Below are 8914 nucleotides of genomic sequence, written 5' to 3'. Positions count from 1 at the left end.
ACATTAAAGAATCAGGAACGGGAAGAGAAGCGCCAAGAGCAGTTAAGGTTGGCGGGACTCTGACAATAGCCCCCTCCGGGGGCTTTCATCATACTACCCGCTCTGCGGGTAGTATTTGATTCACCTTCAGAATTGCGCGATATATGGCAGGACATGTTAAACGAACAGGCACTCAATGAACGGGCTCAGCACTTCCTGAAAGTGCTCATCGAACGGTATATCCGCGACGGACAGCCGGTGGGTTCACGCACCCTGGCGAAGGACGCAGGCATGGAACTCAGTCCGGCCACCATTCGCAATGTCATGGCGGATCTGGAAGACCAGGGGTTGATCACTTCGCCCCATACCTCGGCGGGGCGGGTGCCGACGGTCCATGGTTACCGCTTGTTCGTGGATTCCCTGATTTCCCTGCAGCCTGTGGATCATCGCTCGATCAAGCGTCTGCAGGGCGAGCTGGACGAGAAAGAGGCACCGCAGAATCTGGTGGAAACCGCCTCCCGTTTCCTGTCCGGGCTGACCCATATGGCCGGCGTGGTGATGATTCCCCGCCATGATCAGATTCTCATCCGTGAACTGCAGTTTGTGCACCTGTCCGACATGCGCGTTCTGGCGATTCTGGTCACCAGCCAGGGTGAGGTGCTCAACCGTATCGTGGAAACCTCCCGCCGGTTTACCCGTGATGAGCTGGAGCAGGCCAGCCGTTTCATCAATGATCACTACAGCGGGCTGGAACTGGATGCGATCAAGAGCCGCATTGTCCGGGAAATGGAAGAGTACCAGCAAAACATGGACAAGCTCATGCGTGAGGCTCTGAGCATTGCCGACAAGGCATTGCAGGATGAGGGGGAAGATCAGGACTATATCGTCTCCGGCCAGACCAATCTCATGGATTTCGATGAACTGGCGCAGCTGGACCGCATCAAAATGATGTTCGATGCCTTTTCCGAAAAACAGGAAATTCTGCATCTGCTGGATCGCTGCAGCCAGGCGGAGGGCGTGCAGCTGTTCATCGGTGAGGAATCCGGTTATGGCCCGCTGGAAAAATGCAGTGTGGTGACCGCGCCCTACGAGATGGACAATACCGTGGTTGGCGTGCTCGGCGTGATCGGGCCGACCCGTATGGCGTATGACCGGGTGATACCCATCGTGGACATCACCGCAAAAATGTTGGGAGCAGCCTTGAAATCGGCCTGAGGCACCCCTATTTCTCTGCATATCTTGATCTTTTCTGTCTGCCAAGCCCGGAATCCATCGGGGTTTTCTTCAGTCAGAAGAGATTTTTTTAGGAAGTGCTGATTTGTTCTGGACATTTCAGGGGCAAGATGCGAGTTCAGGGACAGATCAACGCTTCCTTACGTTAATTTGCTGTAAAAAGAGGAACATAGATGGACAAAGAGCAGGAATACAGCGACGAAGAGTTGACGGAAACTCCCGAAAACAAAGCCTCCGGCAATGGGGAAGACCTGTCTCACGAAGAATTGGGCAGGCTCCTGGAAGATGTGCGCAGCAAGGCGGATGAACACTGGGATCAGGTAGTGCGTACGCGTGCAGAGATGGACAACCTGAAAAAACGTCACCAGCGGGAGCTGGAAAATGCCCACAAATACGGGCTGGAGAAGTTCGTGGGTGAACTGCTTGGTGTCCGGGACAGCCTGGAGCTGGGTTTCAATGCCGCTCAGGAAAACCATGATGTGGAAAAACTCCTGGAAGGCACCGAACTCACACTGAAAATGCTTGCAGACGCCATGAACAAGTTTGGTGTGGAACAGATCGATCCCGAGGGCGAACCCTTCAATCCTGAGCTGCACCAGGCCATGGGTATGGTGCCCACCAACGATGTACCCCCCAACACCGTGGTCAATGTGGTGCAGAAGGGCTATCTGCTCAACGGCCGCCTGGTGCGACCGGCGATGGTAATGGTGTCGCAGGCAGCATAAAACTCTTGAAATCGGGACATACGCCCCCATCTGGGTAATCAGTAGCAAAATTAGAACTGTAACTAACGAATTTTTAACGGAGAAATTACAAATGGGCAGAATTATTGGCATTGATTTGGGTACAACCAATTCCTGTGTCGCCGTAATGGAGGGCGATCAGCCCAAGGTTATTGAAAATGCCGAGGGTGATCGCACCACGCCTTCCGTGGTGGCCTTTTCCCAGGAAGGAGAAGTACTGGTAGGCCAGTCTGCAAAACGCCAGGCGGTGACCAATCCCCACAACACCCTGTTTGCCATCAAGCGCCTCATCGGACGCAAGTTCAATGACGAAGTGGTGCAGCGTGACATCGAAATGGTGCCTTACAAGATCGTCAAGGCAGACAATGGCGATGCCTGGGTGGAGGCCAATGGCACCAAGATGGCGCCGCCGGAAGTGTCTGCCAAGATTCTGCAGAAGATGAAGAAAACTGCGGAAGACTACCTGGGCGAAACCATCACCGAAGCGGTTATCACCGTTCCTGCGTATTTCAATGACTCCCAGCGTCAGGCCACCAAGGATGCCGGTCGTATTGCCGGTCTGGATGTGAAACGCATCATCAACGAGCCCACCGCAGCCGCACTGGCCTACGGCATGGACAAGAGTCCTGGCGACAAGAAGATTGTGGTCTATGACCTGGGTGGTGGTACGTTCGACGTGTCCATCATCGAAATCGCCGAAGTCGATGGCGAGCACCAGTTCGAAGTACTGTCCACCAACGGTGATACTTTCCTCGGTGGTGAAGACTTCGACATGCGTGTCATCGATTTTCTGGTCGAGTCTTTCAAGAACGAGCAGGGCGTGGATCTGCGCAACGATCCCCTGGCGCTGCAACGCCTGAAGGATGCTGCGGAAAAAGCCAAGATCGAGCTTTCCTCTGCCCAGCAGACCGACATCAACCTGCCGTATATCACCGCAGATGCTTCCGGGCCCAAGCACATGAATATCAAGCTGACCCGGGCCAAGCTGGAATCCCTGGTTGATGAACTGGTGGAGCAAACCATCGCCCCCTGCAAGGTTGCCTTGAAAGATGCCGGTCTGTCCGCATCCGATATCGACGATGTCATCCTGGTGGGTGGTCAGACCCGCATGCCCAAGGTGCAGGAGACCGTGGAAAAATTCTTCGGCAAGGCGCCCCGCAAGGACGTCAATCCTGATGAGGCGGTAGCCATCGGTGCGGCCATCCAGGGTGGTGTGCTTTCCGGTGAAGTCAAAGATGTACTGTTGCTGGACGTTACGCCACTGTCCCTGGGTATCGAAACCATGGGCGGCGTGATGACCAAGCTCATCGAGAAGAACACCACGATTCCAACCACGGCATCGCAGATCTTCTCCACTGCCGATGACAACCAGTCTGCGGTCACCGTGCATGTACTGCAGGGTGAGCGGGAAATGGCCTCGGCCAACAAGTCACTGGGCCGGTTCGACCTCACGGACATTCCGCCGGCGCCCCGTGGCGTACCACAGATCGAAGTGACCTTCGACATCGACGCAAACGGCATTCTCAATGTGTCCGCCAAGGACAAGGCGACGGGTAAGGAGCAGAGCATCAAGATCACCGCCTCTTCAGGTCTGAGTGATGAAGAGATCGAAAAAATGGTCAAGGATGCCGAGGCTCATGCCGAGGAAGACAAGAAGTTCCACGAGATGGTGGAAACACGCAATCAGGCTGATGCCATGCTGCATGCCACCAAAAAGTCCCTGGAAGAGATGGGCGACAAGGTGGACGGCGCCGAGCGGGCGAATATCGAGAGCCTGATGAAGGAACTTGAAGAAGCCATGAAAGGTGACAGCAAGACAGCCATCGAAGCCAAGACCAAGGCCTTGGCAGAAGCATCCGGCAAGCTGGCAGAGAAAATGTACCAAGATGCCGGTGACGCCGCCGGCGCTGCGGGTGCCGCTGGTGCTGCTGGTGAATCAGCATCCGGTGCTGCGGCCGACGATGATGTGGTCGACGCCGAGTTCGAAGAAGTGGACGACAAGAAGTAAGACCGGAAACCGGTCTGGTGTGCCGAAAAACCGGGAGCAGCTCGACTGCTCCCGGATTTTTGCATTTTACCCGCCCACAATTTCAGGGCGGAATAAAGTATTAGCTGACGGGAACAATCATGTCCAAACGTGATTACTACGAAGTGCTGGGGGTCAGTCGTACGGCCACCAGCGTAGAGATAAAGAAAGCCTATCGCAAGCTGGCGATGAAGTACCACCCGGACAGGAATTCCGGCGAGGATGGCGAACAGGCCGAAATCAGGTTCAAGGAGGTCAAACTGGCCTACGAAGTGCTATCTGATGATCAGAAACGTGCTGCCTATGACCAGTTCGGCCATGCCGGTGTGGAAGGGGCAGCCGGTATGGGTGGCGGAGCCGGCGGCAGCTTCAGCGATATTTTCGGTGATGTGTTCGGCGACATATTCGGTGGTGGCGGTGGCCGGGGAGGGCACCGGCATCAGCGCGGTGCGGACATGGGTTACAACCTGGAGCTGTCCCTCGAAGATGCGGTCAAGGGCACCACGGTCAAGATCCGTATACCGGCGCAGGTGACCTGCGATGCTTGCGGGGGCAGTGGTGCGAAAAAAGGCACTTCACCAAAGCCCTGTACCACCTGCGGGGGCAGCGGCCAGGTACGGATGCAGCAGGGCTTTTTCATTGCCCAGCAGACCTGTCCCACCTGCCACGGACGTGGTGTGCAGATCGATGACCCCTGTCCGGCCTGTCATGGTCAGGGCCGTATTCAGAAGCACAAGACACTCTCTGTCAAAGTGCCTGCCGGTGTGGATAGCGGCGACCGGATACGCCTTGCCGGTGAGGGAGAAGCCGGAGAGAACGGCGGCCCGGCGGGTGATCTGTACGTGCAGATACACGTCAAACCCCATCCCATTTTCGAACGTGACGACGCAAACCTGTATTGCGAAGTGCCCATTCCCTTCACCACGGCGGCGCTTGGCGGGGAACTGGAAGTGCCTACCCTGGAAGGGAAGGTCAAGCTCAAGGTGCCTGCCGGTACGCAGACGGGCAAACTGTTCCGTATCCGGGGCAAGGGTATCAAGCCGGTACGCGGCGGGTTGGTGGGCGATCTGCTGTGCAAAGTCGTGGTGGAAACCCCCATCAACCTCAATGACGAGCAGAAGGAATTGCTGGAAAAACTGGAATCCTCCCTGCAGGGCGGCGGGCGCAAGCACAGCCCCAACGCCAGTTCCTGGCTGGACGGCGTAAAAAGCTTTTTCAAGGAAATGGGATTCTGAATCAGGAGAACAGACAATGATCAAAGTAGCTGTGGTCGGCGCCGCCGGCAGAATGGGCAAGTCACTCGTACAGGCAGTACAGGAAGCCGAAGGTATGGAGCTTGGGGTGGCGACGGAATACCCTGAATCATCGCTGATCGGCGCCGATGCGGGGGAAGTGGCCGGTATCGGCAAACTGGGTGTGCCCATTGTTGCAGACCTGGCCGGGTCCATCGGTCAATTCGATGTGGTCATCGATTTCACCCGCCCCGAGGCTGCTCTGAATCACCTGGAAATCTGCCGCAGCAACGGCAAGCAAATGGTGATCGGTACCACCGGCTTCAGCGAGGAGCAGAAACAGGTGATCGCCGATGCTGCAAAGGAAATTGCCGTCGTGTTTGCACCCAATATGAGTGTCGGCGTGAACCTGTGTTTCAAACTGCTGGATATTGCTGCCCGGGTCATGGGTGAGGAATCTGATATCGAGATCATCGAGGCGCATCACCGCCACAAGGTGGATGCTCCCTCCGGTACGGCCATCCGCATGGGTGAAGTCGTGGCAGATGCACTGGGGCGTGACCTGGAAAAAGTAGCGGTTTATGGACGCCAGGGCATCACGGGTGAACGCAAGCGCGAGACCATCGGTTTCGAGACCATTCGTGCCGGAGATGTGGTGGGAGAACATACCGTCTGGTTTGCCGCCGAAGGGGAAAGGGTGGAGATCGCCGTGAAATCCTCCAGCCGCATGACCTATGCCAACGGCTCCGCCAGGGCGGTACAGTGGCTCCACAACCGGGACCATGGCCTGTTCGACATGCAGGATGTGCTGGGCCTGCGTTGATTCCCTACTATCCGCTCCGGCCTTGGGCTATCATACGAGGTTATTCATGATCGCCGGAGAAGCGGGTTGCTGAAGCTGATCAAATTCATATTGCTGCTGGGTTTTGCCCTGCTGGGCGCGGGGTTTGCCTCCATCAACCCGGAGCCCGTCGATGTGCATTTCTATTTCCGCGATTTCAGCGTGCCCCTAGGTTTGCTGGTGCTGGTCATGGTGGGGCTGGGGGCGCTGCTCGGTGTGCTCAGCAGCCTGCTGCTGATGGCCCGGGTCAGGCACGAGAATCAGCGCTTGCGCCGCCAGGCGCGTCTGGCCAGCGAAGAAGTGAACAATCTGCGCACCATTCCGGTGAAGGACAGATAAGATCATGCAGGAACTGCTGTGGATACTGTTGCCTGTTGCCGCTGCCTCCGGCTGGTGGGCAGCAAAGCGCAGTATGGCCAAAGGCTGTGAGGAAGCCGACCGCCTCACGACCCCTGCCTATTTCCGTGGCCTGAACTATCTGCTCAACGAAGAACCCGACAAGGCCATCGACGTGTTCGTGCAGTTGCTGGAAGTAGACAGCGAAACCGTGGAAACCCACCTGGCCCTGGGCAGCCTGTTCCGGCGCCGGGGTGAAGTGGAACGCGCTATCCGCATCCACCAGAATCTTATCGCCCGGCCTGCGCTGCCTCAGGAACAGCGCGCCCAGGCCCTGCTCGAACTGGGCATGGACTATATGCGGGCAGGCCTTTATGACAGAGCAGAGAATCTTTTCCTCGAGCTGAAGGAAATGAAACTTCATGTGCGCAAGGCGCTGGAGAATCTGCTCATTGTCTATCAGCAGGAAAAGGACTGGCAATCCTGCCTCAAGACTGCAGAAGAGCTGGCTCCCCTTATCGATGAGCCCCTGTCCCTGGAGCGTTCTCATTTCTATTGTGAACTGGCCGAAGAAGCATTGCGCAAGGGAAACACGGACAGTGCGGGAAAACTGCTAAAGAAAGCGGCATCGGTTGATACCCACAGTGTGCGTCCCATGCACATGCAGGCCCATATGGCCATGGCGCAGGCGGACTGCAAATCGGCCATCCGCCTGTTGCGGCAGGCGGTGGAAAAGGATGCCTATTACCTGCCGGAAGTGCTGCCCGATCTGATGGAATGCTACCGGCGGCTTTCCGATCTGCCGGCGCTCAGAGTCTATCTGCAGGACTTTCTCGGCAATGGCATGGATGTAGCGGTTGCGCTGGCCATCACCGAGATCATTACAGAAACAGAAGATGAAACCGCCGCGCGGGGTTTTCTCAGCAAGGAAATGCACCTGCATCCAACCCTCAAGGGGCTTTTGCGACTGATCGAGCTGAATGCCTCTTTGCCCGATATCCAGGCGGAACAAATGCTGCTGAGCATGAAAACCCATGTGGAGCAATTGTTGGCCGAGCGTCCCGCCTATCAGTGCCGCAAATGCGGTTTCATGGCGAACACCCTGCACTGGCAGTGCCCGAGCTGCCGCAGCTGGGGCAGCATCCGCCGTAAATCAGAACCCGAGGAAAAACAAACATGAGCACCAGCCCTGTCATCGTCGCCCTGGATTTTCCCAATGAAGCCAAAGCCCTGTCGCTGGTGGATCAGCTCGATACCTCCCTATGCCGCCTCAAGGTAGGCAAGGAACTCTTCACCCGTCTCGGTCCCGCCTTCGTGGAAAAACTGGTGGGGCGGGGCTTCGATGTCTTCCTCGATCTGAAATTCCATGATATTCCCAACACCGTGGCCGCTGCCTGTGATGCCGCAGCCGATCTGGGCGTATGGATGATGAACCTCCATGCCTCCGGTGGCCGGAAAATGATGCAAACCGCCCGGGAGCGCCTTGAAGGCAAATCCCATCGGCCCAAGCTGATCGCCGTCACCATCCTCACCAGCCTGGGCGAGGAGGACATCCATGAAATCGGTTTCTCCGGCACCCCTGGAGAGAATGTCCTGCGCCTGGCCACTCTGGCCGAATCCGCCGGGCTGGATGGCGTGGTCTGCTCGCCCCTGGAAGCAGCCGCCATACGTGAACAGGCGGGACAGGATTTCCTGCTGGTCACCCCCGGCGTGCGCCCCGCCAGCGCCTCCCTTGACGACCAGAAACGGGTCATGACGCCCGCTGAAGCCATGGCCGCCGGTTCCAGCTGCCTGGTCATTGGCCGGCCGGTGACGGCGGCTCCAGATCCCTTGCAGGCGTTGAAAGACATAAACGCCTCTCTGTAAACACAGTTGCCTTTTCCTTCTCCCATACAGGGACGAGGACCAGGTAGCGGGATCAGATAAAGCTCCGGAAAATGGCTCCCATGCCTTCACCGCCAATTCGGGCAAGGATACCTACAATCAATTACACAGACATTCATCCAAATGAAGAAATATCCTATGAAAACTCTTCTGATTATCGGTTTGGTATTGATTCTGACAGGGAGCCTCGTTCAGGCGGGGGATCTTGAAGATGGGCGGGCAGCGTATGAACGCAATGACTATACAACCGCAATGAAACTTTGGGAGCCATTGGCCAAGCAAGGTGATGCCCGTGCCCAGTACGCTCTGGGGGTCCTGTATGACAATGGCCAAGGCGTGGGGCAGAATTTCAAGGAAGCCATGAAGTGGTTCCGCAAAGCAGCTGAGCAAGGTGATGCCGATGCCCAGTTCATGCCTGGGGGTCATGTATGCGGAAGGCCAAGGTGTGCGGCAGGATTTAAAAGAAGCCGTAAAGTGGTACCGCAGAGCCGCCGAGCAAGGTTATGCCCTTGCCCAGTACAATCTGGGACTCATGTATGCCAATGGCCGGGGCGTACGGCAGGATTTCAAAGAGGCCGTAAAGTGGTACCAAAAAGCTGCTGAGCAAGGTTTACCCAAGGCCCAAGTAAACTTGGGACTC

General features: G+C 56.7%; 9 protein-coding genes and 1 pseudogene. All 10 read left to right on the top strand.

The window, feature by feature from the left end; all coding sequences use genetic code 11:
- Positions 1-153: 153 nt before the first annotated feature.
- Positions 154-1194 (top strand): heat-inducible transcriptional repressor HrcA, encoded by a 1041-nt coding sequence (gene hrcA, locus ACOCD2_RS07375; RefSeq protein WP_293645541.1) that lies wholly within the window; start codon positions 154-156, stop codon positions 1192-1194.
- Positions 1195-1385: 191 nt separating this feature from the next.
- Entirely contained in the window at positions 1386-1937 is a 552-nt protein-coding gene (gene grpE / locus ACOCD2_RS07370; RefSeq protein WP_293645539.1) for a nucleotide exchange factor GrpE, read from the top strand.
- Between the two features lie 91 nt (positions 1938-2028).
- Positions 2029-3963 carry a molecular chaperone DnaK gene (gene dnaK, locus ACOCD2_RS07365; RefSeq protein WP_293645537.1) on the top strand — a complete coding sequence of 645 codons (1935 nt, stop codon included), beginning with the start codon at positions 2029-2031 and terminating at the stop codon, positions 3961-3963.
- A gap of 119 nt (positions 3964-4082) precedes the next feature.
- Positions 4083-5216, top strand: a complete 1134-nt coding sequence (dnaJ, locus tag ACOCD2_RS07360) for a molecular chaperone DnaJ (RefSeq protein WP_293645535.1) — start codon at positions 4083-4085, stop codon at positions 5214-5216.
- Positions 5217-5232: 16 nt separating this feature from the next.
- Positions 5233-6036 carry a 4-hydroxy-tetrahydrodipicolinate reductase gene (gene dapB / locus ACOCD2_RS07355; RefSeq protein ID WP_293645533.1) on the top strand — a complete coding sequence of 268 codons (804 nt, stop codon included), beginning with the start codon at positions 5233-5235 and terminating at the stop codon, positions 6034-6036.
- Positions 6037-6102: 66 nt separating this feature from the next.
- A complete protein-coding gene (locus ACOCD2_RS07350) occupies positions 6103-6393 on the top strand; it encodes a LapA family protein (protein WP_293645531.1) in 291 nt (96 codons plus the stop codon).
- Between the two features lie 4 nt (positions 6394-6397).
- On the top strand, positions 6398-7570 hold the full coding sequence (gene lapB, locus ACOCD2_RS07345; RefSeq protein WP_293645529.1) for a lipopolysaccharide assembly protein LapB: 1173 nt from the start codon (positions 6398-6400) through the stop codon (positions 7568-7570).
- Positions 7567-8256 carry an orotidine-5'-phosphate decarboxylase gene (gene pyrF / locus ACOCD2_RS07340; protein ID WP_293645527.1) on the top strand — a complete coding sequence of 230 codons (690 nt, stop codon included), beginning with the start codon at positions 7567-7569 and terminating at the stop codon, positions 8254-8256. Before lapB ends, pyrF begins: the two co-directional genes overlap by 4 nt.
- 141 nt (positions 8257-8397) lie before the next feature.
- Positions 8398-8619, top strand: a pseudogene (locus tag ACOCD2_RS07335) (hypothetical protein); the annotation flags it as partial.
- 49 nt (positions 8620-8668) lie between these two features.
- Positions 8669-8914, top strand: a 246-nt coding sequence (locus ACOCD2_RS07330; RefSeq protein WP_419591592.1) for a tetratricopeptide repeat protein, incomplete at its 3' end; no start/stop codon positions are given.

It is taken from the genome of Thiolapillus sp., assembly GCF_048562965.1.
GTDB classification, from domain to species: domain Bacteria; phylum Pseudomonadota; class Gammaproteobacteria; order Chromatiales; family Chromatiaceae; genus Thiolapillus; species Thiolapillus brandeum_A.
Note: the sequence above shows the minus strand (reverse complement) of the source record. Positions and strands in the feature narration are given on the sequence as shown.